Here is a 24,292-nt window from a genome sequence, read left to right as displayed (position 1 = left end):
AGCTGCCCGCAGTCCTGACATAATTCAAATCGATGTTTCGTATAGGAAAGATAAGCTGTATGGATTTGCCGCGGCATGATCTGGGCCTGCTGCTGTCGCTGGACGTGCTGTTGGCGGAACGCAGCGTCACCCGCGCCGCCCGCCGGCTGGGGATCAGCCAGCCGGCGCTGTCGGCCCAGCTTGCCCGCTTGCGTGACCTGTTCGACGACCCGCTTCTGGTCCGCTCGGGCCGCGGCCTGGTGCCGACCAGCCGCGCGGAGGCGCTGCGCCAGCCGCTCAATCGTCTGCTCGATGAACTTCAGTCCCTGGTCGCGGCGGAACTGCCCTTCGATCCCATGGCCGGGCCGGTGACGGTGCGGGTGGTCGCCACCGACTACATCCACGCGGCGGTGACCGGCCGGCTGGTGACCGCTTTCGAGCGGCGCGACGGTGGCCCCGCTCCGGATACCAGGGTGGTGATGATGGCCCATGATCCGCAGCGCAGCCGCCAGGATCTGGAAGAGGGGCGCGCTGATCTGATCATCGCGTCAGAGCCGCTGCTGCCCCAGGGGGCGATCCGCAGCCGGCTGTTCGACGAACGCTTCGTGGCCGTGCAGCGGCGCGGTCATCCGCGGGGCACTGCGCCCCTCGATCTGGATGAATTCTGTCGCCTGCCTCATGTCCTGGTCTCGCCGGTGGGCGGCGCGCTTCGCGGGGTGACCGACGAGGCGCTGGCGGCGGTGGGGCGGGCGCGCCGGATCGCGGCCTCGGTATCGAGCTTCCTGCAGCTGCCGCCGCTGCTGGCCCGCACCGACCTGATCGCCATGGCCCCGGAACGTCTGGCCATGGCCTGTGCGCGCGATCTCGACATCTTCGAACCGCCGGTTGCGGTGCCGGGTTTCACCATCCATCTGGCCTGGCATCCACGCCGGGACCGCGACCCCAAGATCTGCTGGCTGCGCCGAGAGATCCAGGCGCTGCATCTGTGACCGCTTCGGCCCCGGCGTGCTATATCTCCGCCGTCACATTCGTGCAGGAAGGCGGCCCCGTCATGGCGAAATCCGGGAAAACCACGGCATCCACCCGCGCCACCCAGACCCTCGCCAGGGCCGGGATCGCTTTCGAGACGCTGACCTATGACTATGATCCCGATGCCGGGCGCATCGGCCTGCAGGCGGCCGAGGCGATCGGGGAGCCGCCGCAGCGGGTGCTGAAGACCCTGATGGCCGAGGTCGACGGCCGCGCGGTCTGCGTGGTGGTGCCGTCGGATCACGAGGTGAGCATGAAGAAGCTCGCCCAGGCTTTCGGCGGCAAGGCGGCGGTGATGATGCGCCCGACCGATGCCGAGCGCATCACCGGCTATCATGTCGGCGGCATCAGCCCCTTCGGCCAGAAGAAGCGGGTGCCGACCGCGGTCGAGGTGGCCGCGATGGCAGAGCCCTACGTCTTCGTGAATGGCGGTCAGCGCGGGCTTCAGGCGAAGCTCGCGCCGGCCGATCTGGTCCGGGCACTGGCGGCGGTGACCGCGCCGCTGATCGTCTGACCCGCCTGTTCCCGGCCTGGTCAGGCGGGTCCGAAGCCCAGCCTGTCGGCCAGGAACCGCCCGGCCTCCATGGCGCCGGCCTGAGAGATGGTGTGGCCGAGCCCCGGCTCGAACCGTGCCTCGACATCCACCCCGGCCGCGGCCAGCCGTTCGGCGGCCAGCCGGCTCTCTTCCGCCGGCACCACCGGATCCGCCAGGCCGTGGATCAGCAGCAGCGGCGTCAGATGCGCCGGCGTCAGCGGGTCCGCCGTGCCAAGCCGCCCCGAGAAGGCGACGCCCGCCGCCACCGGCCAGCGGCCGCGGGCGATGCCGTCCAGCAGCATCATCGAGCCCTGCGAGAACCCGACCAGGGCCACCCGGTCCAGCCGGTCGCGAAAGCCCTGCCCGGTCACGATCCGGTCGACGAGCGCATCGAAATCCGCCCGCGCCGCGGCAATCCTGGCTGCCCGGTCGGCGGCCGTGATCGCCCCGATCGAGAACCACTGAAAGCCGGCCGGCGCCTGATCGAAACGATGCGGCGCATCCGGCGACACGAACACCGCCCCCGGCAGCGCCCCCTGCCAGAAACGCCCGAGCGGCTCCAGATCGGCGCCATTGCTGCCGACCCCATGGAGCAGGATGACGAGGGCGGTGGCGGTCATGCCCCCGGCACGCCCTTGGTGGTGGAATATTCGAAATGCATCACCTCGCCCGGGCGGCAGATCTCGCGGGCGGCATGGGTTGCCGAGGCGGCCTCGGCGAAGCCCGAGAGGATCAGCTTCAGCTTGTGCGGATAGCGGGCGATGTCGCCGATGGCGAAGATGCCGGGCAGGCTGGTCGACATGGTCGCCTGCTCGACCGTGATGTGGTTCTGGTCCAGGGCCAGGCCCCAGGTCAGGATCGGCCCCAGATTCATCGACAGGCCGAAGAAGGGCAGCAGCACATCGGCCTCCAGCCGGCGGATATTGCCGTCCAGATCGGCGACCGTCACGACATCCAGCCGGCCGGTTTCCGGATCGCCCTCCAGGCCGTGGAGCTGGTAGGGCACGACCAGCTCGATCTTGCCCTGGGCCGCCAGGGCATGGAGCTTCGCCACGCTTTCCGGCGCACCGCGGAATTTCGGGCGGCGATGGATGACCATGATCGCCGCGGCGATGTCGGCAAGTTCGATCGCCCAGTCGAGCGCGCTGTCGCCGCCGCCGGCGATCACCACCCGCTTGCCGCGGAAGGCTTCCTTGCGGGCGACGCGATAGAAGACCGAGCGTTCTTCATAGGCCTCGATGCCGGCCAGCGGCGGCCGGTTCGGCCCGAAGGCGCCGACACCGGCGGCGATCAGCACCGCCTTGGCCCGGATCGCGGTCCCCTTGTCGGTGGTGACGGTCCAGTCGCCCGATGCCTCGTCGCGGGCAAGGCCGGTGACCTGCTGGCCCAGATGCCAGGCCGGATCGAAGGGGGCGGCCTGGGCGGCCAGCTGGTCGATCAGGGCCTGCGCCTCGATCTTCGGCCAGCCCGGGATATCGTAGATCGGCTTTTCCGGATACATCGCGCTGCACTGGCCCCCGACATGCGGCAGCGCATCGATGACATGCGTCTTCAGCTTCAGCATGCCAGCCTCGAACACCGAGAACAGGCCGACGGGGCCGGCCCCGATCACGGCAATGTCGGTCTCGTGCCGCCCGCCGGGCTGGGTTGCGACGATGTCGCCGGCGGCACCCGGCGCAATGCCATAGGCAGCAGGATCGAAGGTGGTCGAGGTCGCGGTCATCGGACTCCGGTTTCCGTATCAGGTCGACAATGGATGCGGACCGGCGCCAGGCGCCGCCCGTTCCCCAGATAGGGGCGATCTTGTGACTAGTCCATCCGGCTCGGCAACCACAATACGATCCGGACAGGCCGGATCGACCCGCCGATATCGGACCACCGGGCATCGGACGGCCCACGGATCGGGAATTTATCACGCAAAAGTTGAATGTCGCATCCATTCCGCAAGGTGTTGCCGGTTTTTCATCAAAGATATCTCCAGGTGAAACGAAGCTGCTCGCCGGGGCGGTGTCAGTTGCCGGCCCGGCCGCGGGCCATGTCGCGTGTCATCTGCCGGGCATAGCTCCGGTAGTCGACCTCCAGCGCATAGCGCGGGCTGTCGAGCCAGGTGCGGCGCTGGATGTCGTGATGGCGACGGATTTCATGCCGCTGGTCCTCTGGGCTGGCCGGTGCCATCGCACCCGACAGCAGGCTGGCGAGCCAGCGGGCCTGGATCTCGACCAGCGGAATTGTCGGCCCGATCGGCTGAACCAGCCCGGCGAAGGCGAGGCCGGGGCAGGTGGGGGAAAGCATGCGGCGATAGAGCGCCGGCCGGCTCTCGTCACCGAGCGCCTGCCGGGCGAGGCCGGCCTCCAGGAAGGGGAAGCTGGTCCGGTAGCCGGTGGCGTAAATGATGGCATCGAAGGGGGCCCGGGCGCCGTCGGTGAAGACCACGCCGTCGCCGTCCAGCCGGGCGATGTCGGGGCGCACGGTGATCCTTCCATGGCCGATGGCCGGCAGCAGATCCTGGCTGAGCGTCGCGTGTTCCCGCCACATCGGATGGGCCGGGCGCGGCAGGCCGAAGCGCCGCTGATCGCCGACGCCCAGCCTGATCAGCCGGGACATGATCATGCGGGTTACCCGCGTCGGCAGGCGCAGGCGGCGCGAAAGCGTGGCCGACCAGCGGTCCACCGGTATACCCATCAGGTATTTGGGCATGATCCAGGCGCCCCGGCGGGTGGAGATCGTGACATGGGCAGCGCGCCGGCAAAGGTCGACCGCAATGTCGACGGCCGAATTGCCGAGGCCCACCACCAGTACCCGCCGTCCGTCGAAAGGATCAGGGGTGCGATAGTGATGGGCGTGCAGCGTCGTGCCGTCGAACCGGCCCGGAAATTCGGGCAGGCGCGGATCCCAGAGATGGCCGTTGGCAATGATCACATGCCGATAGGGGATCACGCGGCCGTCGGACAGTGATACACGCCATCGCCCGTCCTCCATCGGGCTCACCTCCGTTACCGAGGTGCGGAAGGTGATCAGCGGCCGGATGCCGAAATGATCGGCATAGGCTTCCAGATGTGCCAGAAACTGCGCATGGGACAGGAAATCCGGCAGGTGCTTCGGAATCGGGAAGTCCGGATAGCCCAGATTGTCGCGGCTGGTGTCGATATGCAGCGCCGCATAGGCCGACGACATGCCGTTGTCGTTGCGGTAGCGCCACATGCCGCCGATATCCGAGCCGGTTTCGTAGCAGGCGAAAGCGATGCCGCGATCCTTCAGCGCCTTGGCGACGGCAACGCCCGACGAGCCGGCACCGATGATGCAGATCTGGGCGCAGCCGGCGATGCCTTCGACGCTCCGCTTCTCAGTGCCTGACATGGCCGGCTCCCTCATGCGCCAGATAATCCGCGATGATGGCGTCGAGACCGCCATCCGGGCGGATGCCCAGGGGCTCCGCCCGGGCCGAGACGAAGCGTTGCGGCCAGCCGCCGACGATGCGGGTGAGGTCCGGCTCCGGCGCAAAGCTGATCCGGCCGGCGGCGCCATGTGCCGCCACCGCGCCTGCAAGCGCGTCGATGGTCGTGGTGACGGCCGGCAGGTTCAGTGCCCGGCCCGGCGGCAGATCGTCTTCCGCCACCGCCTGCAGGCGCAGCAGACCCGCCACCACCGCCCCCGCCGAGGCAAGCGGCACGGAGGCCCCGGGCGGCAGCGGCGAGACGACGTCGCGGCCGGCCAGAGGCGCGCGGATCAGTGCGGCAATCCGGTCCGAAATCGCAGGCGTCGGCGCGCCCGGACGGGTGACCACGATCGGCAGGCGCAGGGAGCGGCCGTCGATGCGGCCGCGGCGCGACAGATCGGCCAGCATCAGTTCCGCAATCGCCTTATGGGTGCCGTAACCGGTGGCGGGCAGCGGCCGGAGATCGTCGCCGGTTTCAGCCGGCAGACTGCCGCCGAAGACCGCGATCGAGCTGGTGAAGATGACACGGGGGCGGCCTTCCGCCGCTTCGGCCATGCGGCGCAGCGCCTCGACATTCACGGCCCAGGCAGCATCCGGCGCGCGTTCGGCGTCGAGCGTCAGGCTGGCGGCCAGATGGAAGATGACATCGGCCCCCCGGCAGCCGAGGGCCGCCGCCACCGCCGGGTCGGCGAGATCTGCCGCCATGCGGGCCACCGGTACAAGGGCCCCGGCCGGCATCTCGGGGACCCTCAGATCGACCAGCTCCAGCTGGCTGGCCGGCCCGATGCGGCCATCGGGCCCGGCCAGCGGGGCCCCGGCGGCGATCGCCCGTGCCAGACGGCGACCCAGGAACCCACCGGCGCCGGTGATCAGGACGCGTGTCATGATGACCCTTTCCTCCCGTTCCCTGTGAACCGGTTGATCCGGCTCATTATGAATAACATACTACTGAGTAGGATGTTATCGGGCAAGCCGGGGCCGGCGATCTGGCCCCGCCGGGGGGCTTGCCGTAGGATGCCCGGCGATGAAGATCGCGGAGGACGGCGTGGCACGACGCGGACGGAAGATCGACGAGGCCGAGGCGGCAACCCGCCGGATGGAGCTGCTGGAGGCGGCGGCGCTGTGCTTCATGCGCACCGGCTATCATGCCACCAGCATCGACGACGTCGCCCGGTCGATGGGCTGTACCAAGGGCTTCATCTACCACTACCACGCCACCAAGACCGATCTGTTCTTCGATGTTCATCGCGAGGGCATGCGGCGGCTGTTCGCGGCCGTGGAGCCGGCGATGGCAGCCCCGGGCGACGCGCTGGCGGTGCTCCGCGCCATGCTGGCGGCCCATGCCCGGGCGATGATGGATCACCACGCCTTCGAGACCGTGGTTGCCCAGGGGGTGCAGATCCACCGGTTCGGCGCGACCACCCCCGACCAGCGCCGTACCCTCGACGAGCTGATCGCCAGCCGCGACCGCTTCGAGGCCCTGTTCAAGGCGCAGACCCGGCGCGCGGCCGAAGCCGGGCTGCTGGGTCCGGTCGATCCGTCGATCGCGGTCAAGATGATGCTGGGCGCCCTGCAATGGTCGATCTTCTGGTACCGGCCCGAAGCCGATGCCGGCGAGGGCGCGCGCGACCGTCTGGCGGAGGAAATGGTCCGGACGATCATCGATGGCCTGCGCGCGCGGCCCGCTGCGGGGTAGACTGCCTGGAGAAAGATAAGATCCAGGGAGGTTCCGGAGGATGCAGACGGTCGGCGATGAGGCTCATCCCGAGATCCGGGAGGCCGTGCGGGCGCTCTGCGCCGGCTTTCCACCCGAATACCACCGCAAGATTGATGCGGATCGCGCCTATCCCGAGGCCTTCGTCGAGGCCCTGACCCGTGCCGGCTGGATGGCGGCGCTGATCCCCGAGGCCTATGGCGGTGCCGGCCTCGGTCTTGCCGAGGCATCGGTGATCATGGAGGAGATCAACCGGTCGGGTGGCAATTCCGGGGCCTGCCATGGCCAGATGTACAATATGACGACGCTGGTGCGGCATGGATCCGAGGATCAGCGCCGGCGCTATCTGCCGGCGATCGCGGCAGGTGAACTCAGGCTCCAGTCGATGGGCGTCACCGAACCCGGCGCCGGTACCGACACCACCCGGATCCGGACCACGGCGGTCCGGCGTGGTGACCGCTGGGTGATCAACGGTCAGAAGGTCTGGATCTCGCGCATTCAGCATTCCGACCTGATGATCCTGCTGGCCCGGACCACGCCGCTCGATCAGGTGGCGAAGAAATCCGAGGGGCTGTCGATCTTCATCGTCGATCTGCGCGACGCGATCGGCCGCGGGCTTACCGTCAGGCCGATCGCCAACATGGTCAATCACGAAACCAACGAGCTGTTCTTCGACGAGCTGGAGATTCCGGCAGAGAACCTGATCGGCGAGGAAGGCCAGGGCTTCCGCTACATCCTGACCGGGCTGAATGCCGAACGGGTGCTGATCGCGGCCGAATGTATCGGCGACGGCTACTGGTTCATCGACAAGGTGTCGGCCTATGCCTCGGAGCGCCGGGTCTTCGGCCGGCCGATCGGCCAGAATCAGGGCGTGCAGTTCCCGATTGCGGAAAGCTTCATAGAGGTCGAGGCCGCCAATCTGATGCGCTGGGAAGCCTGTCGGCTCTATGATGCCGGCCGCCCCTGCGGATCCCAGGCCAATATGGCGAAGTATCTGGCCGCCAAGGCGTCGTGGGAAGCGGCCAATGCCTGCATCCAGTTCCATGGCGGTTTCGGCTTCGCGGCCGAATACGATGTCGAGCGCAAATTCCGCGAAACCCGGCTCTATCAGGTGGCGCCGATCTCGACCAATCTGATCCTCGCCTATGTGGCCGAGCATGTGCTCGGCCTGCCGCGGTCGTTCTGACGGGGGTGGCTGATGGATCCGCTGGCACGGCCGCTTGCCGGCCTGACCGTGATCGCCCTGGAACAGGCGGTCTCGGCCCCGTTCTGCACCGTGCGTCTGGCCGATGCCGGGGCACGGGTGATCAAGATCGAGCGTCCGGAGGGCGATTTCGCCCGCGGCTATGATGACGTCGCCCGGGGTGAGAGCAGCTATTTCGTCTGGCTGAACCGGGGCAAGGAAAGCCTGGTGCTCAATCTTGCGGTGGCGGCGGGGCGGGCGGCATTCCGCGAGCTTCTGACCCGTGCCGACGTGCTGGTCCAGAACCTCAAGCCCGGCGCGCTGGCCCGGATGGGCTGTGCGGTCGCGGATCTGCGGCGCGACTTCCCTCGGCTGATCATCTGCTCGATCAGCGGCTATGGCGAAACCGGACCGCTTGCCGACCGCAAGGCTTATGACATGCTGGTTCAGGCGGAATCCGGATTGTGTTCCGTCACCGGCGGGCCGGACGCGCCGGCACGGGTCGGCACCTCCATCGTCGATATCGCGACCGGCGCGACCGCCCATGCCGCGATCCTCGAAGCGCTGATCGCACGGGGGATCAACGGCCAGGGTGCGGCGATCGGCGTGTCGATGTTCGATGTCGCCGCCGACTGGCTGACGGTGCCGCTGCTCCACCAGGAAGGCGGCCGGCCGCCGCAGCGAGTGGGGCTGTCCCACCCCTCCATCGCCCCCTATGGCACCTTCCGCACCCGCGACGGTGCCGTCCTGCTGGTCGCGATCCAGAGCGACCGGGAATGGGCGGCCTTCGTGCGCGAGATCGCGGAGCAGCCCGGTCTTGCGGCCGATCCGCGCTTTGCCGGCAATCGCGGCCGGGTGGCCCATCGTGCCGAAGCTGATGCCGTGGTGGCCGCAGCAATCGGTGCCGGCGACGGGGCGACGATGCGGGAACGGCTTCAGCACGCCGGCATCGCATTTGCCGACCTCAACGATATGGCCGGTCTGGCTGCCCATCCGCATCTGCGCCGGATCACCGTCGACACGCCCTCGGGGCCGGTCGCCATGCCGGCCCCGGCCCCGGTCTTCGACGGCCCGGCCCGGCGCTATGGGGCGGTGCCGGCGCTGGGTGACCATCTCCCTCTCGATCCGGAGGCGACATGACGACCGGCATCGATCTCGATCATCTGCGCGGCTGGATCGGTCGTCAGGAGACCACGACCGAAGCGGTGACACCCGATCTGGTCCGGCGCTTCCGCGCCACCTTCGACATCGGGGGCCCGCCTGTGCAACCGGGGGAGGCGGCCCCCCGGCTGATCCACTGGTGTCTGGGGCAGCCGGCTGCGACCACCGCCGCCCTCGGACCCGACGGCCATCCGGCCCGCGGCGGCTTCCTGCCACCGGTGCCGCTGCCCCGTAGGATGTGGGCGGGCGGCGCGGTCCGCTTCACCGGCGATCTGCGGGTGGGCCAGATGATGGAACGCCTGTCGCGTATCGCCGACGTCACCCTGCGCGAGGGGCGGAGCGGCAGCCTGTGTTTCGTGACGGTCGAGCATCTGATCTCGGCCGCCGGCCGGGTGGTTGCGACCGAACGCCAGGACATCGTCTATCGCGCGGCGGCCGTTCCGGCGGCGGTGCCTGTCGGCAAGCCGGCCCCACTCAAACCTGCTCCGGCCGGCCGCCATCTTCGTCCGGTCGATATCGGGCCGGCGCTGCTGTTCCGTTATTCCGCGCTCACCTTCAACGGCCACCGGATTCACTATGACCGGCCCTATGCAACCGGTGTCGAGGGTTATCCCGGCCTGGTGGTGCATGGCCCCCTTCAGGCCACCCTGCTGTTCAACTACGCAGCCGGCCTCGACGGCCGCGCCCCCGATCGGTTCAGCTTCCGCAGCCTGTCGCCGCTCTTCGATGACGACCCGGTGCGTCTCCATGCCGCCGAGACCGAAGACGGGTTGACGCTCTGGACCGCACGCGAGGGCGGGCCGGTGGCGATGACGGCAGAGGCGGGGTGGGATTAGAATCTTGTCGGCACCCCAGCCTGCCACACCCGGCCTGGATATTCAGGGGGAGGTCATCCTCACGCAGCCGGAGGTACGCCCCTTGCGGGATCGTGTGTGAGGAGCCCGGTCTTGAAAGCCGCAGGGCAGAGAGAAACAGGGTTTGATTATGTTATAATATAACATATCATTTCGATCCGAACGACACAGGAAACGGATCCATGCCCGCCCCTTCCCCCACGCACCCGCCCGCCGACCCGCGTCTGCCGGTCACCGTGCTCTCCGGCTTTCTGGGGGCGGGCAAGACCACGCTGCTCAACCACATCCTCGGCAATCGCGAGGGGCGGCGGGTGGCGGTGATCGTCAACGACATGTCCGAGGTGAACATCGATGCGGCCCTGATCCGTGCCGGTGTCGCCGGGCTGACGCGCACCGATGCAAAGCTGGTGGAGATGAGCAATGGCTGCATCTGCTGCACGCTGCGCGAAGATCTGCTGGTAGAGGTCGGACGACTGGCGCGCGAGGGGCGGTTCGATCAGCTGGTGATCGAATCGACCGGCATCTCGGAACCCATGCCGGTGGCCGAGACCTTCACTTTCGCCGATGAAGAGGGCCGCAGCCTGGGCGATGTCGCCCGGCTCGACACCATGGTGACCGTGGTCGATGCCTGCAATTTCCTGCGCGATTACGCCTCGCGAGACGATCTTCAGGATCGTGGTGAATCCATGGGCCCAGAGGATCGCCGCAAGGTGGTCGATCTGCTGATCGAGCAGGTCGAATTCTGCGACGTGATCGTGCTCAACAAGACCGATCTGATCACGCCGGCGGATCTGGGCCGGTTGACCGGCATTCTGCGCAGCCTGAATCCGCGCGCGCGGATCGAGGCCGCAGCCTTCGGCCGGGTGCCGCTGGACCGCGTTCTCGGGACCGGTCTGTTCGATTTTGCAGCGGCGGCCGAGGCGCCAGGCTGGCTGGGCGAACTGCACGGCACGCATATCCCCGAGACCGAGGCCTATGGCATCGGCAGCTTCGTCTATCGTGCCCGGCGGCCCTTCCATCCGGGCCGGTTCTTCGCCTGGATCGGCCGCGAATGGCCGGGGGTGGTCCGCTCCAAAGGCTTCTTCTGGCTGGCGAGCCACCCCGCCCTTGCCGGATCCTGGTCGCAGGCGGGCGCCGTGGCCCGCCATGGCGTCGCCGGCCATTGGTGGGCCGCCCTGCCGCCCGAGGACTGGCCCGAAGATCCCGCCCATGTCGACACCATCCTGAAGAGCTGGGATCCGCAAACCGGCGATGCCCGTCAGGAGCTGGTGCTGATCGGCATTACGATGGACGAGGCCCGTCTGCGCGCCGGTTTCGATGCCTGCCTGCTGACCGATGCCGAGATGGCGGCGGGCCCCGTCGCCTGGATCGCCATGAACAACCCGTTCCCGGGGTGGCCCGACCGTACCGACGGCGTCCGAGGATGATGCGCTCGTGATTCGCAAGAACCCGCGCGGCGACCTGCCGCGAGTCCACCCTGATGCCTTTGTCGACCCGACCGCCATCCTTTGCGGCCGGGTGATCATCGAGGCCGATGTCTTCATCGGTCCCTATGCGGTGATCCGTGCCGACGAGATGGATGCGGACGGTCAGATCGAGCCGATCGTGATCGGGGCGCATTCCAACATCCAGGACGGGGTGGTGATTCACTCCAAATCAGGCGCTGCGGTCACCATCGGTGAGCGGACGTCGATCGCCCACCGGGCCATCGTCCATGGCCCCTGCCGGGTGGGGAATGGCGTGTTCATCGGTTTCAACAGCGTGTTGTTCAACTGTACGGTCGAGGATGGCTGCGTGGTCCGGCACAACGCCGTGGTCGACGGCTGCCATCTGCCGGCGGGCTTCTACGTCACCTCTACCCAGCGCATCGGACCTGCGACCGATCTTGCCCGGCTGCCGCGGGTATCCGCCGATGCGAGCGAGTTCTCCGAGGACGTGGCGCGCACCAACAATGCGCTGGTCCGGGGCTACAAGACCATCCAGAACGAGTTCTGAGACCCGATGACCCAGACCACGCCCATCACCGTCACCCTGCCCGACGGGGCGCGCCGCAGTTTTCCCCACCCTGTCACGGTGATGGAGCTGGCTGCCGCCATCGGCCCGGGCCTGGCCCGCAGAACCCTTGCCGGCATCATCGACGGCCGTGCCGTCGATGCCTCGGATCTGATCGGGCATGACGCGGCGGTCAGGATCATCACCCCCGCCGATCCGGAAGGCGTCGGGATCATCCGCCATTCCTGCGCCCATCTGCTGGGGCAGGCGGTCAAGCAGCTTCATCCGGCGGCGCGGATGGTGATCGGCCCGGTGATCGAGGACGGATTCTATTACGACATCGCCGCGGAACGCAGCTTCACGCCCGAGGATCTGGCGGCGATCGAGGCGCGCATGGCTGAGCTGATCGCCCGCGAGCGGCCGGTGGTGAAGCGCATACTGCCGCGGGACGAGGCGATCCGGATCTTCACGGCGCGTGGCGAGGACTACAAGCTCAGGCTGATCGCGGACATGCCCGACGAGGCCGAACTCGGCCTCTATTTCCATGACGACTATGTCGACATGTGCCGCGGCCCGCATGTGCCGAACACCCGGTTCCTCAAGGCCTTCCGGCTGACCCGGATCTCTGGCGCCTATTGGCGCGGCGATGCCCGCAATCCCCAGCTGCAGCGGATCTACGGCACCGCCTGGGCCGATCGGGCGGCGCTCGATGCCCATATCACCCGCCTCGCCGAAGCCGAGGCGCGCGATCATCGCCGGCTGGGCCGGGAGCTGGACCTCTACCACTTCCGGGACGAGGCGCCGGGGGCGGTGTTCTGGCACCCGCGCGGCTGGACGCTCTTCCAGGCGCTGCTTGCCTTCATGCGCCGCCGTCAGGCGGCTGCCGGTTATGTCGAGGTCAACACGCCCGATGTGATGGATCGCGGCCTGTGGGAGACGTCGGGCCACTGGCAGAACTACCGGCGGCACATGTACACCACCGAAACCGGTGACGGCCGCGTCTTCGCGCTGAAGCCGATGAACTGCCCGGGCAGCGTGCTGCTCTATCGCCATGCCCTGAAAAGCCATCGCGACCTGCCGCTGCGCATGGGCGAGTTCGGCAAGGTACACCGCTACGAGCCGTCGGGCGCGCTGCACGGGTTGATGCGGGTGCGGCACTTCACCCAGGACGATGCGCATATCTATTGCACGCCGGCGCAGGTGGATGACGAATGCCGCGCGGTCATCGCTCTGGTGCTCGACGTCTACCGCGCCTTCGGCTTCGGGGATGTCACCATCAAGCTGTCGACCCGGCCCGAGAGCCGGATGGGATCGGACGCCGACTGGGATGTGCTGGAAGGGGCTCTTGGCCGCGCGCTCGAAGCTCTGGGCCTCGGCTGGCAGACAAATCCGGGCGAGGGGGCATTCTACGGACCCAAGCTTGAATTCGTGCTGCATGATGCCATCGGCCGCGACTGGCAATGCGGGACATTGCAGGTCGATATGAACCTGCCGGAACGTTTCGACATCGACTATGTCGACACCGACGGCATGCGGCGTCGGCCGGTCATGCTGCACCGGGCACTGTTCGGTTCGCTGGAGCGGTTCATCGGCATTCTGATCGAGCATTACGCCGGCCGCCTGCCGGCCTGGCTCGCCCCGGTGCAGGCGGCGGTGCTGCCGGTATCGGATCGCCATGCCGCCCATGCTGCGGCGGTGGCGCAGGCCCTGATCGGGGCCGGGATCCGGGCCGAGGCGGATCTGCGCAACCATCGCCTGGGCTGGCGGATCAGGGATCAGCGCCTGCAGCGAATCCCATTCCTGCTGGTGATCGGGGATGCGGAAATGGCGGCGGGGCAGGTCACGATCACGGCCCGCGACGGCGAGGATCCGGGCACATTGCCGCTGGCCGAGGCGATGGCGATGCTGGCTGAGCGCGGCCGGGCGCCGGATCTGGCGGCCGGGAGGGCGGCGCAGGACGCGCTTCTGCGCGGGCTGGTGCCGGTATGACGGGGCCGGCCGATCTTCTGGTGCGGGGCGGGGTCGTCGTCACCCCGGGCGGTCGCATCCGCGCCGATATCGCCTGCCGGGACGGCCGGATCGTGGCCATCGGCGACCTTGCCGGGCCCCGGACGGCGGAGACGGTGATCGATGCCGCCGGGCTGCATGTGTTGCCGGGGGTGATCGACAGCCAGGTGCATTTCCGCGAACCCGGTCTCACCCACAAGGAGACGATCGGTGCCGGCACCCGCGGCGCCGTTCTGGGCGGGGTGACCACCATCTTCGAGATGCCCAACACCAGCCCGCCGACCCTGACTGCGGCGGATCTGGACGCCAAGCTTGCAATCGCAGCCCGTGATGCCTGGTGCGATCACGCCTTCTATATCGGCGGCGGCGCCACCAATGCCGAGGATCTGGCACGTCTGGAGGCGCTGCCCGGCTGTGCCGGGGTGAAGGTCTTCATGGGCAGTTCTTTCGGCGATCTGCTGGCCGATGACGAAACGGTGCTGCGCCGGATCCTGGCCAATGGCCGGCGCCGGATGGCGGTGCATGCCGAAGACGAGGCCCGGCTTCGCCAGCGCCGCGCGATCGCCGAGGCTGCGGGTGATGTGCGCCTGCACCCGGTGTGGCGCGATCCCGAGAGCGCCCTGCTCGCCACCCGCCGCATCGTCCGGCTGGCGGAAGAGACCGGGCGGCTGCTGCATGTGCTGCACGTGTCGACCGCCGAAGAAATGGCTTTCCTTGCCGGTCAGAAATCGCGGGTGAGTGTCGAGGTAACCCCTCATCACCTGACCCTTGAAGCGCCCGCCTGTTACGAACGGCTGGGCAGCCTGGCCCAGATGAATCCGCCGGTCCGTGATGCCGGCCACCGCGATGCGCTCTGGCGTGCCGTGCAGGAGGGCGTGGTCGATGTGCTGGGCAGCGACCATGCCCCCCATAGCCGTGCCGAGAAGGCACGCCCCTATCCATCCTGTCCAAGCGGCATGACCGGGGTGCAGACCCTGCTGCCGGTGATGCTGCACCATGTCGCTGCCGGCCGGCTGAGCCTGGAGCGGCTGGTCGATCTGACCGCGGCCGGCCCGGCGCGGATCTTCGGCATCGCCGGCAAGGGGCGGATCGCCGTGGGCTGGGACGCGGATCTGGTGCTGGTCGATCTGGGGGCGCGCCGCCGGATCACCGACGCCGATATCGCGAGCCTGGCCGGCTGGACGCCTTATGACGGAATGGAGGTGACCGGCTGGCCGGTGGCCACGGTGTTGCGCGGACGGGTGGTGATGCGCGAGGGCGAGGTGCCGGGGGTGCCGCGCGGACAGCCGGTCCGCTTTCTCGACGTGCCCGTCAGCCCATCGGCCCCTGCCTGAGCAACCGGACCATCTCGCGACCGATCTCGGCCGGGGTCTTGCGGCCCGGGCGGTACCAGGTGCGCGCCCAGTTGAGCATGCCGAGCAGGCCCAGCCGGAACATCCGCCGGTCGGCGTCTGCGGGCAGGGGCAGGGCGTCGACGAAGGTTGCGAACATCCGCTCATAAGCGTCGCGCTGGGCGATCAGCCGTTCGGTTGCCTGGCCGAGTTTGGTGGAGTATTCCGGCGTCACCACCGAGGCGAAGCCGTTATCGGCGAGCAGGGCGTCCATATGGCCGGCGGCGGCGGCTTCCAGCCGCTCCCAGGGATCGGTCACACCCTTGACCGCGTCGCGGACCGAGTCCGTGATCTGGCGCACGCCTTCGTCATGGACGGCGACGAACAGATCCTCTTTCGAGGGGAAGTGGTAATAGACCGAGCCGGGCAGCATGCCCACCGCGCCGGCGATGTCGCGCATCGAGGTCGCTTCATAGCCCTGGCTCGAAAACAGCTGGGCCGCCGCTTCCAGCAGCTTGTCCCGGCGGTTGTTCTGGCGCTGCGCCTCGCTGCCTTCGGTCTCGATCGCCATGCCCGTTTCTCGTCCCTGCACTGAAGCCGGCCCATTGTCAGGCCGCTGGAATTCCAACGCCGATTGAATTTCCGCGATCCTGTATAGGCAGCCCCGCTCGTGGCGGCAAGCCGGCGGATCCGCGCAGCCGGCGGTTCGGCATTTAACAAACGATTGTTTGGTGATAGTCGACCTGCTAACGTCGGAGCAATGCCACCAAACATTCGTTCGCTCAATCCCCAATCTCAAACGGGACCGAGGCCGCGACAAGATGACCGTCGACTACGACCCCAGGGATCCGCAGATCCGCAATGACCCGTTCCCGTCCTTCCGCCGCCTGCAGGACGAGGATCCGGTGCAATGGAACCCGCATCTGCGCGCCTGGGTCATCACCCGCTATGCCGATGTCCGCAAGGTGGCCCTGAACAAGCAGATGTCGCCGGACCGCCTGACGCCGTTCTATGACAGCCTGCCCGAGGCGCGGCGGGGCGTGGTCGGAGAGTTGATCCGCTACCTGAACCTGTGGATGGTGTTCCGCGACCCGCCCGAGCACACAAGGCTGCGGCGGCTGATGAACGAGGCCTTCACGCCCAAGGCGGTGGAGCGGCTGCGGCCGAATGTCGAGCGGATCGTCGGCCGGTTGCTCGACGATCTGCTGCCGCAGGGCCGGATGGATCTGGTGCGGGATTTCGCCTATCCCCTGCCGGCGACGGTGATCATGGACATGCTGGGCGTGCCGCATGACCAGCTGGACCGGTTCAAGGACTGGTCCGACGATCTTGCGCTGTTCCTGGGCAGCGCCCGCGATGTCCCCGACAAGTATGAGCGCGCCCGCCGGGGTGCCCTTGAGATGTCGTCCTATTTCCGCGAGGTGATCGCCGATCGCCGCCGCCGTCCGGGCGAGGATGTGTTGAGCGCCCTGATCACAGCCGGCGCGCCCGATGAGCGGCTGACCGAGGACGAGTTGATCGCCGCCGCGATGCTGTTCCTGTTCGCCGGCCACGAGACCACAACCAACCTCATCTCCAACGGCATTTACTCGATGCGGATGCATGCCGATGCCTGGGCGCGGCTGGTGGCCGATCCGTCGCCCGGGCTGCTGGCGACGGCGGTGGAGGAATGCCTGCGCTATGACGGCCCCTCGGGCGGCATCGCCCGGGTGGTGCGGGTGACGCACGAGATCGAGGGCCGGGAGCTGAAAGAGGGCGACCGGGTCTTCGCCATGCTGAACGCCGCCAATCGCGACCCGCGGGTCTTCGATGCGCCGGACGACTTCATCATCGATCGCAGCCCCAACCGCCATCTGACCTTCGGCCAGGGCATCCATTTCTGCCTGGGCGCGCCGCTCGCCCGGCTGGAAGCCGAGATCGCCTATCGCGAGATCGCCCGGCGTATTCCCGACCTCACCCTCGGCACCACCGCGCCCGACTGGCATGATTCGCTGATCATGCGCGGCATCACCTCGCTGCCGGTGCACTTCCGGCCGATCAAATCGGCGGCGGCCTGAGGTAAGCTGGGGGCTCAATCAAAAGCCGATCCCCAGGAGACGCCCGCCCGATGACCCGTGACGCCGAAGCCGCCGAAACCCCCGAGACTCCCCTGATCGAGATCGACCGTCCGGCACCGGGCGTGGCACTGGTGCGCATCGATCCTGGCCCCGCGGGGCTGATGGATGCCGCCGCCGCCGATGCGCTTGCCGGTGCGGTCACGGCACTCGATGCCGATCCGGGCGTGCGCGCCGTGGTGCTGACCGGCGCCGTGCCGGGTATGTTCGTGCGCCATTACAGCCTGATCGAACTCGGGGCGACGGCGGAGAAGGTCGCCGCCTCCGGCCGGCGCTTCAACGATCTCTCCCGGCCGGTGAAGCCCGCGCCGTTCAATGCCTGCCTCGACCGGATCCAGGCAAGCGCCAGGCCCTGGATCGCGGCACTCAACGGCTGGGCGATGGGCGGCGGCTTCGAGCTGGCACTGGCCTGCGACCTGCGGGTGGCGCTCGACGGGCCGTGGAAGTTCGGTCTGCCCGAGGTGCGTGCCGGGCTGCTGCCGGGCGGTGGTGGCACCCAGCGCCTGACCCGTCTGCTGGGCGAGGCGCGGGCGCTGGATTTCGTCCTCCGCGGCCGCATCGTCTCCCCGGCCGAGGCCGAGCGGCTGGGGTTGCTTTCGGCGCTGGTGCCCGAAGGCGGCGATGTCGCCGGTGCGGCGGTGGCACTCGCCGCAGACCTCGCCGCCCTGCCGCGGCTGGGGATCGCCCATGCCAAGCGGCTCGTCCGCACCGCCCTCGACGGCACGCTGGAACAGGGGCTTGCGGCCGAGCGCACGCTCTTCGTCGACACGCTGACCGATCCCGACACCCGCGCCCTGGTGGGCCGCATGGCGAGAGATGCCGACGGACGGATCGACGAGGCGGCCCTGGCTGCCGCTCAGGCGCCGGTCCGGGCTCCGGACACTGGCACGGAATGATGTCCCGGGTCATATTTGTCGCCCGCCGCTATGGCATGTCGCACCACCGGTCCGGAGGGATTTGATGACCGAGCGATTTTTCTGGGAAGATCCCTATCTCGACCGGCTGGACAGCAGGGTTGCGGCGGTCGACGGCGACTGGATCACGCTCGACCGGACGATCTTTTTTGCCGTCTCGGGCGGTCAGGAGAGCGATCGCGGCCGGATCGGCGGCCACGAGGTGCTCGAAGCGGTCGCCGACGGACCCGGGATCCGCTACCGTCTCGCCCCCGATCACGGCCTTGAACCGGGGGCCCCGGTCACGGCCGAGATCGACATGACCCGCCGCTACCGGCTGATGCGGCTGCATTTTGCTGCCGAACTGGTGCTGGAACTTGCCGACCGGCACATGCCGGGCGCGGCCAAGATCGGCGCGCATATCGCCGAGGACAAGGCGCGGATCGATTTCCTCTGGCCCACCCCCGTGACGCCGCTGCTCCCGGCCTTCCTGGCCGATGTGGCAGAGCTTGTCGCCGCCGACCTCCCGATCATTTCGGCCTTTTCGGATCAGGCGGCCGGCCGCCGCTATTGGGAGGTCGAAGGCGTCGCCCGGGTCCCCTGCGGCGGCACCCATCTCCGGCGGACCGGCGAAGTGGGCGCGATCACTCTCAGGCGGGTGAATGTCGGCAAGGGCAAGGAGCGGATCGAGATGCGGCTTGTGGCGCCGTGAATGGCGCGGCTGTGACAGCCGGAGGTGATCAAATCTCCAGCTTCATCCCCAGATGACTGCCGGTGAAGCCCAGCCTTTCGTAGAAGCGGTGGGCGTCCTTGCGGGTGAGGTCGGTGGTCAGCTGGACCAGGCTGCAGCCGCGATCGGCGGCCAGGCCGATCGCGTGGCGGATGAGGGTTTCTCCCAGGCCCTGGCCGCGGGCGGCGCCGGCGATGCGCACGCCCTCGATCTGGCCACGGATGCGGCCCTTGCGGGAGAGGCCGGGGATGATGGTGAGCTGAAGCGTGCCGAGGATCTGGCCGGCCCCTTCTGCGACCAGCTGGATCTGGTTCGGATCGGCAGCCATCGCCCGGAAGGCCGAGAGATAGGCCGGATCAAGCGGCAGGCGCGGATCTTCGCGGGTCCGGCCCAGCACATCGTCGGCGAGCAGGGCGACGATGGCGGAGAGATCGGCTTCGACGGCGGGGCGGATGACAAGGGCGGGGGCGGTCATCAGGCATGTCCTCCGGGCGTATGCCCGAGGCTGTCATGCCTGTGCCTGCTCGTCCAGATCCGGTGACAAAAATGCGGGACGGCCCGGGGGATGAAGGACCGCCCCGCAAGAGAGCCGCTGCTGCCAGGGACGTGCGAGCGCGGCCGGAAAGATCGTGTGGCGCCGAACCCTCGTGGTACCGGTCAGGCGTCGGCCCGGGCCAGGATGGCGACCGCGCAGGCGGCTTCGTCGAAGCCGACCACCCCGCCGCCATTCTCGGCAAGGGCGATCTTCGCATCCGCCACCTGGCGGTCGCCCGCCTCGTGGCGGAGCTGTGCGGCCAGTTCCGAGATCATCGACAGGCCGGTCGCCCCCACCGGATGGCCCTTGGAGACCAGGCCGCCCGAGGTGTTGACCGGCAGCCGCCCCCCCAGCCGGGTCTCGCCCGCTTCGATGAAGCGGCCGCTGGTGCCGGGCTCGCAGAAGCCCAGCATTTCGAGCTGGTAGAGTTCACAGAACGAGGTGGCGTCGTGCAGTTCGACCAGATCGATGTCGGCGGGGGTGAGCCCGGCGCGGGCATAGGCCTTCTTGGCTGCCACCGAACTCAGGCCCGGCTCGTCGAGATCGCGATACTTGCCGCCCGACATGGCGAGGCCGGCGATGCGGATCGCACGCTCGCGGACATGAGCCGGCTGACCGTCGAGATAATCCTTCGAGCAGACCAGCACGCCGGCGGCACCGTCGCCGATGGGGGCGCACATCGACCGGGTGAGGGGGAAGCTCACCGGCCGGTCGGCCAGCACCTCGTCGGGTGAGACCTCGAACCGGTACTGGGCCTTGGGATTGAGGCTGCCATGCCAGTGGTTCTTCGAGGCGGCGATGGCGATCTGGCGCTGGGTCGTGCCCCATTTCGCCATGTGATAGCAGGCCTGCATGGCATAGGTGTCCATGAACACCGTCCGGTCGGGGCCGTATTCGAAGGGCTTGTTGGCCGTCTCGCCTGCCGCGGCGTAATACTGCCGCCATTCCTCCGGGTCGATCTGGTCGATGCCGCCTTCGAAGATCTCTTTCGTGCGCTCCGCATCGCCGGGCACGAAGGTCTTCTCCACGCCCATGGCCATTGAAAGCTCGACCTCGCCCGAGGCGACATCCTTGAACGCCCCCGACAGCGCCATCATCGCCGAGGCGCAGCCGCCTTCGACATTGACCATCGGCACCCGCTCGGGGAACAGGCCGTCACGGACCAGCGGCGTGAAGCAGACCTGACCGCGGATGTTGCGCTGGCCCCAGCTGCCCATGCCGCAATTGCTGAACCAGCCGGTTTCGATCTCGGCCCCCGTCTCAAGCCCGGCATCGGCGAGCAGGCCGGCATAGGCTTCGCGGGTCAGTGCCTTGAAGCCGGTCTCGGGCTTCTTGCCGAAGGCGGTCGAGAAGGCACCGATGATATAGACGTCGCGCATGGTCGGGGCAGCTCCGGCGAGGGGATCGTCTCTTGGGATAGGAACTTACCAATGGGTCATTTGGTGTGCAAGCGCCGTGATCCGCCAACTCCCCGTCGCCAGCGGCCGGCGCGCCAGCTATATGCTGCTGCGGGAAGGGGCCGGCGGCATGGAAAATCGCCGACGGCACGCGAAAGGGGGGCATGACGGCGAGCGATGCGGGCCTTGCTCATCGACAACCATGACAGCTTCACCGGCAATCTTGCCCGGCTGTGGTGGCAGGTGACCGGCCGGCTGCCGCTGGTGGTGCCGCATGATGCCGCGCGCTGGGCGGATCTGGCCGGGGAAGGCTTCGATGCGGTGCTGATCTCTCCCGGACCCGGGCGGCCCGACACGCCGGCAGATTTCCGGCTGGGTGCCGAGGTGCTGCAGGTGGCCCTCGGTCCCGGTGCCCGGCTGCCGGTGCTCGGCATCTGCCTTGGCCATCAGGGCATCGCCGCGGCGGCGGGCGGGCAGGTGGTACGGGCGGGGGAGCCACGTCATGGCCGGACCAGCCCCGTGTATCATCAGGGCCATCCGCTGTTTCAGGGCGTTGCGTCACCTTTCGAGGCGGTGCGTTATCATTCGCTGGTCGCGGCCGAACCGCTGCCCCAAGGGCTTGCCGTTCTGGCCCGTGCCGGCGACGACGATGCGGTCATGGCGCTCGGCCATGCCTCGGCACCGGTCTACGGCCTTCAGTTCCATCCGGAATCGATCCTGACGCCCGATGGCGCGCGGCTGCTGGCGAATTTTGCCGGACTTGCGGGTGCCGGACTTGCGGGTGCCGGGCTTGCGGGTGCCGGACTTGCGGGTGTCGGGACCGTCGCCGTGGCGGGTGGGTTCCCGCCGGTCATGACGCCGCCGCCGGCGGGTCTCTGGCCGGCAGGGCTGCTGCCCGAGGCCAGGCCGGAGGGTTGGGCGGTGCTGCGCCGGTCATTGGCACATGGCGTCGATATCGAGGCGGTGGCGGATCTTGTCCGTCGGCTGAGTGGCTGGTCGGTCTGGCTGGATCCGGCCGACGGCGATCCGGCGGCGTTCCCGGTGCTGATACCGGATCAGGGGCCGCTGGCGCGGCGCCTGTCCTATCGCGTACCCGGCCGTCGGATGACCGTCGAGGACGGGGCAGGCCGGCATTTGGGGCAGGTCACCGGAGATGCGTTCGATCTGCTGGGGGCTGCGATCGACCGGCTCGGCCCGCTGGCACCACTCCCGGACGGTGCCGGCGGCACGCTGCCGGGGCCCGGCTTCTACGGCTATCTGGGCTATGAACTGGCGGAGCTGTCCACCGGCGTTGCCCACCACCCCTCCTGCCGGGATGATCTGCGCCTGATCCTCGCCGATCGGCTGCTGGTGGCGCGGCCCGACGCGGCAGGGCGTCACATGATCGAGGCGGTGATGCTGGTGCCGGCGGGTGATGCCGTGGCATCGGCTGCGGCCCATGCCTGGGCGGAGGCCTGGGCTGGCCGTCTTGCGCCTGTCCACCCCCTGCCGCAACCGGATATGACGGCTGCCGCCCTGCCGGTGGAGGCGAGCCACGACCGCGCCGCCTATCGCCGCCGCATCCGCGCCGCCCAGCGGCTGATCCGCATGGGCCAGTCCTTCGAGATCTGTCTGACCACCCGCTTCCGGGTGCGCCGGGCGATCGATCCCTGGCAGAGTTATCGCCGGCTGCGCCGCACGGCACAGGCGCCACTGATGGCCTGGCTGGGATTCGGCGACATGTCGGTGCTGTCGGGATCGCCCGAACTCTTTCTGGATCTGGACCCGGTGACGGGTGTCGCCACCGCCAAGCCGATCAAGGGAACCGTCCGTCGGGCCGCCGACCCGGCCGAAGATGCCGCACTCGCCGCCTCGCTGACCGCAAGCGAGAAGGAGCGGGCGGAAAACCTGATGATCGTCGACCTGATGCGCAACGATCTGGGCCGGGTTGCGCGTCCCGACGGGGTTGCGGTGCCGGTGTTGTTCGGGATCGAAAGCTTCGCCACCGTGCACCAGCTGGTGAGCACGGTGACGGCACGGCTGGCATCCGGGCCGCCGGGCCGCCGGGCCGCCGGTCTGCTGCGGGCCTGCTTTCCGGGCGGATCGATGACCGGTGCGCCCAAACGTCGCACGCTTGAGATCATTCACCGCCTGGAGGGGGAGGCGCGGGGCATCTATTCCGGCGCCATCGGCCGCATCGGCCTCGACGGATCCATGCGCCTGTCCATGGTGATCCGCACTGTCGTGATCGACCGCGATGGCGCCCTTGTCGGAGCGGGAGGGGCCATCACGCATCTCTCGGACCCGGATGCCGAGATCGATGAAGTCGCGCTCAAGGCGTCGGCACCATTGGCGGCGCTTTTTCCGCCGCATTCTGCGAAGGCTTGATCCGGATCAAGGATCGGACGCATCCAGGGTTTAGAGTGATGGCCATCGGACGGGATGCCAGCCCCGCCCGGTGCCGCACCGGCGGTCGCCGGTGGAGCTTTCGCGCAGTCCCCCCAAGGAGGTCCGGTCATGTCTTACAAGAGCCTGCTCGTCCATGTCGACGACCGTCCGTCGACCGAAGCCCGCCTCGATGTCGCGCGCATGTTGCAGGAACGCTTCGACGCGCATCTCACCGCCGTCTACCTTTCGGTCGATGTGGTGATGCCCGGCTACATGATGGAGCATGTTCCCTCCAGCGTGCTGGAAGCCGCGGCGGAAGAGCGCAAGAAGCAGGCGAAGCAGCGTCTGGCCGAGATCGACACGATGCTGAAGCGGCGGCATATGACCGTCGAGATGCGCTCCGAGAGCGTGATCGCCACCGATTACATCGACCGCGTCGCCCTGCATGCCCGCTATGCCGATCTGACCATCCTGGGCCAGCCCGAGCCCGGCACCGACGATGCCGGCGATCTGCTGATCGAGGAGACCATGTTCGGCGCCGGCCGGCCGGTGCTGGTCGTCCCCTATATCGGCCTGCCCAAGGCGGGCAAGGTCGGCAGCAAGGTGCTCGCCGCCTATGACGGCGGCCGCGAGGCCACCCGCGCCCTGGTCGACGCCCTGCCGATGCTGAAGACCGCGGATACCGTAAAGCTGCTGGTGATCAATCCCAAGCCCGGCCGCCATGGCGAGGCGCCCGGCCACGACATGGCCCGCTATCTGGCCCGCCACGGCGTGAAAGTCGAGGTGGCGGTCGAAAAGATGTCGACCAGCGATGTCGGCATCGGCGATGCGGTGCTGAACCATGTGGCCGAGAACGATATCGACCTGCTGGTGATGGGCGCCTATGGCCACAGCCGCCTGCGCGAACTGGTGCTGGGTGGCGTTACCCGCCACATCATGGGTCATATGACCGTGCCGGTGCTGATGTCGCACTGACCGGCCACTGCCCATACCGATCAGACCCGGAACCGCCGAGGTTCCGGGTGCCGTGACGGC

22 protein-coding genes are annotated in these 24,292 nt (G+C 68.4%); 15 read left to right on the top strand and 7 right to left on the bottom strand.

Annotation, left to right across the window (positions count from 1 at the left end; genetic code table 11):
- The first annotated feature begins 59 nt into the window (after positions 1-59).
- Both P7L68_RS23415 and ybaK read left to right on the top strand, forming a co-directional pair.
- Positions 60-968: a LysR family transcriptional regulator gene (locus P7L68_RS23415; RefSeq protein ID WP_372002139.1), complete on the top strand. Its 909-nt coding sequence runs from the start codon at positions 60-62 to the stop codon at positions 966-968.
- A gap of 62 nt (positions 969-1,030) precedes the next feature.
- Positions 1,031-1,522 carry a Cys-tRNA(Pro) deacylase gene (ybaK, locus tag P7L68_RS23410; protein WP_372002137.1) on the top strand — a complete coding sequence of 164 codons (492 nt, stop codon included), beginning with the start codon at positions 1,031-1,033 and terminating at the stop codon, positions 1,520-1,522.
- Between the two features lie 20 nt (positions 1,523-1,542).
- On the opposite strand, the gene P7L68_RS23405 is transcribed toward ybaK, so the two are convergent.
- The 4 genes from P7L68_RS23405 to P7L68_RS23390 form a co-directional block, all read right to left on the bottom strand.
- Positions 1,543-2,163: an alpha/beta hydrolase gene (locus P7L68_RS23405; RefSeq protein ID WP_372002135.1), complete on the bottom strand. Its 621-nt coding sequence runs from the start codon at positions 2,161-2,163 to the stop codon at positions 1,543-1,545.
- Entirely contained in the window at positions 2,160-3,266 is a 1,107-nt protein-coding gene (locus tag P7L68_RS23400) for an NAD(P)/FAD-dependent oxidoreductase (protein ID WP_372002133.1), read from the bottom strand. Before P7L68_RS23400 ends, P7L68_RS23405 begins: the two co-directional genes overlap by 4 nt.
- Positions 3,267-3,553: 287 nt before the next feature.
- Positions 3,554-4,900: a flavin-containing monooxygenase gene (locus P7L68_RS23395; protein WP_372002131.1), complete on the bottom strand. Its 1,347-nt coding sequence runs from the start codon at positions 4,898-4,900 to the stop codon at positions 3,554-3,556.
- Positions 4,887-5,864 carry an NAD-dependent epimerase/dehydratase family protein gene (locus P7L68_RS23390; RefSeq protein ID WP_372002129.1) on the bottom strand — a complete coding sequence of 326 codons (978 nt, stop codon included), beginning with the start codon at positions 5,862-5,864 and terminating at the stop codon, positions 4,887-4,889. The genes P7L68_RS23395 and P7L68_RS23390 overlap by 14 nt, the downstream gene beginning before the upstream one ends.
- A 139-nt stretch (positions 5,865-6,003) precedes the next feature.
- Between P7L68_RS23390 and P7L68_RS23385 the strand changes: the two genes are divergently transcribed.
- The 8 genes from P7L68_RS23385 to P7L68_RS23350 all read left to right on the top strand — a co-directional run bounded on the left by P7L68_RS23385 (position 6,004) and on the right by P7L68_RS23350 (position 15,224).
- Positions 6,004-6,675 carry a TetR/AcrR family transcriptional regulator gene (locus tag P7L68_RS23385; RefSeq protein ID WP_372002127.1) on the top strand — a complete coding sequence of 224 codons (672 nt, stop codon included), beginning with the start codon at positions 6,004-6,006 and terminating at the stop codon, positions 6,673-6,675.
- A 40-nt stretch (positions 6,676-6,715) separates the two neighbouring features.
- Positions 6,716-7,879, top strand: coding sequence for an acyl-CoA dehydrogenase family protein (locus tag P7L68_RS23380; RefSeq protein ID WP_372002125.1), 1,164 nt, complete (start codon positions 6,716-6,718; stop codon positions 7,877-7,879).
- Between the two features lie 12 nt (positions 7,880-7,891).
- Positions 7,892-9,016, top strand: coding sequence for a CaiB/BaiF CoA transferase family protein (locus P7L68_RS23375; RefSeq protein WP_372002123.1), 1,125 nt, complete (start codon positions 7,892-7,894; stop codon positions 9,014-9,016).
- On the top strand, positions 9,013-9,873 hold the full coding sequence (locus tag P7L68_RS23370; RefSeq protein ID WP_372002121.1) for a MaoC family dehydratase N-terminal domain-containing protein: 861 nt from the start codon (positions 9,013-9,015) through the stop codon (positions 9,871-9,873). Before P7L68_RS23375 ends, P7L68_RS23370 begins: the two co-directional genes overlap by 4 nt.
- Positions 9,874-10,073: 200 nt before the next feature.
- Positions 10,074-11,318, top strand: coding sequence for a zinc metallochaperone GTPase ZigA (zigA, locus tag P7L68_RS23365; protein WP_372002119.1), 1,245 nt, complete (start codon positions 10,074-10,076; stop codon positions 11,316-11,318).
- Between the two features lie 7 nt (positions 11,319-11,325).
- Complete coding sequence (locus P7L68_RS23360) at positions 11,326-11,886, top strand: carbonate dehydratase (RefSeq protein ID WP_372002117.1); 561 nt, start codon at positions 11,326-11,328, stop codon at positions 11,884-11,886.
- 6 nt (positions 11,887-11,892) lie between these two features.
- Positions 11,893-13,872 carry a threonine--tRNA ligase gene (gene thrS / locus P7L68_RS23355; protein ID WP_372002115.1) on the top strand — a complete coding sequence of 660 codons (1,980 nt, stop codon included), beginning with the start codon at positions 11,893-11,895 and terminating at the stop codon, positions 13,870-13,872.
- Positions 13,869-15,224, top strand: coding sequence for a dihydroorotase (locus tag P7L68_RS23350; protein WP_372002113.1), 1,356 nt, complete (start codon positions 13,869-13,871; stop codon positions 15,222-15,224). The genes thrS and P7L68_RS23350 overlap by 4 nt, the downstream gene beginning before the upstream one ends.
- Here P7L68_RS23350 and P7L68_RS23345 read toward each other — a convergent pair.
- Complete coding sequence (locus tag P7L68_RS23345) at positions 15,202-15,792, bottom strand: TetR/AcrR family transcriptional regulator (RefSeq protein ID WP_372002111.1); 591 nt, start codon at positions 15,790-15,792, stop codon at positions 15,202-15,204. The two genes, P7L68_RS23350 and P7L68_RS23345, sit on opposite strands and share 23 nt — an antisense overlap.
- A 250-nt stretch (positions 15,793-16,042) precedes the next feature.
- Between P7L68_RS23345 and P7L68_RS23340 the strand changes: the two genes are divergently transcribed.
- The 3 genes from P7L68_RS23340 to P7L68_RS23330 all read left to right on the top strand — a co-directional run bounded on the left by P7L68_RS23340 (position 16,043) and on the right by P7L68_RS23330 (position 18,940).
- Complete coding sequence (locus P7L68_RS23340; RefSeq protein WP_372002109.1) at positions 16,043-17,278, top strand: cytochrome P450; 1,236 nt, start codon at positions 16,043-16,045, stop codon at positions 17,276-17,278.
- A 50-nt stretch (positions 17,279-17,328) separates the two neighbouring features.
- On the top strand, positions 17,329-18,231 hold the full coding sequence (locus tag P7L68_RS23335) for an enoyl-CoA hydratase/isomerase family protein (RefSeq protein WP_372002108.1): 903 nt from the start codon (positions 17,329-17,331) through the stop codon (positions 18,229-18,231).
- 64 nt (positions 18,232-18,295) lie between these two features.
- Positions 18,296-18,940 (top strand): alanyl-tRNA editing protein, encoded by a 645-nt coding sequence (locus P7L68_RS23330; protein WP_372002106.1) that lies wholly within the window; start codon positions 18,296-18,298, stop codon positions 18,938-18,940.
- Positions 18,941-18,968: 28 nt separating this feature from the next.
- Here the strand turns inward: P7L68_RS23330 and P7L68_RS23325 are convergent, their stop codons facing one another.
- Positions 18,969-19,433, bottom strand: coding sequence for an N-acetyltransferase family protein (locus tag P7L68_RS23325; protein ID WP_372002104.1), 465 nt, complete (start codon positions 19,431-19,433; stop codon positions 18,969-18,971).
- Between the two features lie 182 nt (positions 19,434-19,615).
- Positions 19,616-20,872, bottom strand: coding sequence for a thiolase family protein (locus tag P7L68_RS23320; protein WP_372002102.1), 1,257 nt, complete (start codon positions 20,870-20,872; stop codon positions 19,616-19,618).
- A gap of 204 nt (positions 20,873-21,076) precedes the next feature.
- Here P7L68_RS23320 and P7L68_RS23315 point away from each other — a divergent pair, with 204 nt between their 5' ends.
- Together P7L68_RS23315 and P7L68_RS23310 are read left to right on the top strand one after the other, a co-directional pair.
- Positions 21,077-23,257: a chorismate-binding protein gene (locus tag P7L68_RS23315; RefSeq protein WP_372002100.1), complete on the top strand. Its 2,181-nt coding sequence runs from the start codon at positions 21,077-21,079 to the stop codon at positions 23,255-23,257.
- A gap of 129 nt (positions 23,258-23,386) precedes the next feature.
- Positions 23,387-24,232: a universal stress protein gene (locus P7L68_RS23310; protein ID WP_345958667.1), complete on the top strand. Its 846-nt coding sequence runs from the start codon at positions 23,387-23,389 to the stop codon at positions 24,230-24,232.
- The last annotated feature ends 60 nt before the right edge of the window (positions 24,233-24,292 follow it).

The sequence above is a fragment of the Tistrella mobilis genome, from assembly GCF_041468085.1.
Lineage (GTDB): Bacteria > Pseudomonadota > Alphaproteobacteria > Tistrellales > Tistrellaceae > Tistrella > Tistrella mobilis_A.
The sequence above is the reverse complement of the archived record's forward strand: the minus strand, read 5'-3'. Positions and strand labels throughout refer to the sequence as shown.